This window comes from Streptomyces sp. NPDC005070 (genome assembly GCF_053600395.1).
Map to the genome: position 1 here is coordinate 1 of NZ_JBSFZS010000469.1, position 1619 is coordinate 1619.

Here is a 1619-nt window from a genome sequence, read left to right on the forward strand (position 1 = left end):
AGCAGCGGAACGGCCAGCCAGGGCAGCACCCGCCCCCGGGAGGCGGTGCGGGTCCGTGGGCCGGTGGGATGTGCGGGGGTCATCCGGTGACCGCGCGGCCCTGGAGAGGTTCACCGCGTGGGCGGGCGAGCGACGCGAGGACCGGCTGTCGGTGCTCTTCACCCCGTGGGGCGAGGGACTGGTCCGCTCCTGGTACCGCCGTGCCCTCGTGGAACTGTCGCACCGGTCCCACATCAAGCGGGTGGCCATCCAGACGAACCTCAGTTGCCGCACCGACTGGCTGGAGGCAGCGGACCGGGACACGGTGGCGTTGTGGTGCACGTACCACCCGGGGCAGACACCGCACGACCGGTTCGTCGCCAAGACACGGCAGCTCGGCGAGCTGGGCGTCCGCTTCAGTGTCGGCGTCGTCGGTCTGCCCGAGCACCGGGAACCGGCGCGCAGACTGCGCGCGGAACTCCCGGAGCACGTGTATCTGTGGGTGAACGCCGCCGAAGGACACACCTACACGGACGAACAGGCGGACGATTGGACCGCGCTCGACCCGCTGTTCCCCTTCAGCCGCCATCCGCACCGGTCGGCAGGGCTGCCCTGCCGCACCGGTGAGTCGGTCATCTCGGTGGACGGCGACGGGAGGGTGAGCCGCTGCCACTTCGTGCGGACCGGACTGGGCCGGCTGTACGACGGCTCCTACCGTGCCGCGCTCGCCCCGCGCCCCTGCCCCCTGACCGTGTGCGGCTGCCACATCGGCTACGTACACCTGGAGACGCTGCCGCTGTACGACGTCTTCGCGGGCGGCGTCCTGGAACGCGTGCCGCGGGCGCTGCCCGACCGGGGCCGGGCGCTGCTTCCCGTGATCCCAGCGGCCGGCTCCGGCTGAGAGCCGGCCGCGCGGCGGCCGCCGTCCGTCCGGGGTGGTGTCAGTCGTGGCGCCGTCGGGCGAGGTAGACGGTGTTGGCGGCCGTCCCGCCTTGGAGCGGGTTGTCGAAGTCCACGACGTGTGCCGCGGTGTCCGTGAAGACCTCCGCGAGCACCGAGCCGAACTCGTCGTCCGGCGGGTCGTTCGACCACAGCGCGAACACACCGCCGGGATGGAGCAGTTCGGTCAGGGCTGTCAGACCGGCTCGGGTGTAGAGCACGGCGTGGGCGGGGTGCAGCACATGGCGCGGCGAGTGGTCGACGTCCAGGAGGATCGCGTGGAAACGGCGGCCGGGGGTGTCGGGGTCGAGGCCTCGCGGCGTGCCGGTGGTCATCGCGAAGAAGTCCCCGCGCACCAGCCGGCACCGGGGGTCGGACGCCAGTCCGGCACCGAGAGGCACGAGCCCGCGCCGGTGCCAGTCGATCACTTCGGCCAGGGTGTCGACGACGATGAGCGAGCGCACGCGCGGATCGTCCAGGGCCGTCCTGGCCGTGTATCCGAGGCCGAGTCCGCCCACGACGACGTCGAGCGGGCCCTCGGACAGTTCCGCCAGGCCGAGCCGGGCCAGTTCGATCTCCCCCGTGGTGAAGAGGCTGGACATCAGGTACTCGTCGCCGAGCTTCACCTCGTACACGTCGTCGCCCGAGAGCGGGTCCCGCCGACGGCCATGGGCGACATCAGCCTGCGCCGTCGGCGGGAC

The 1619-nt window shown here is 72.3% G+C and carries 2 protein-coding genes; one reads left to right on the forward strand and one right to left on the reverse strand.

Going from position 1 to position 1619, the window contains the following annotated elements:
- Positions 1 to 55 precede the first annotated feature (55 nt).
- A complete protein-coding gene (locus tag ACWEBX_RS40330; RefSeq protein WP_451889665.1) occupies positions 56 to 880 on the forward strand; it encodes an STM4011 family radical SAM protein in 825 nt (274 codons plus the stop codon).
- A 40-nt stretch (positions 881 to 920) separates the two neighbouring features.
- Here ACWEBX_RS40330 and ACWEBX_RS40335 read toward each other — a convergent pair.
- Positions 921 to 1619, reverse strand: a 699-nt coding sequence (locus tag ACWEBX_RS40335; RefSeq protein ID WP_451889666.1) for a spermidine synthase, incomplete at its 5' end; no start/stop codon positions are given.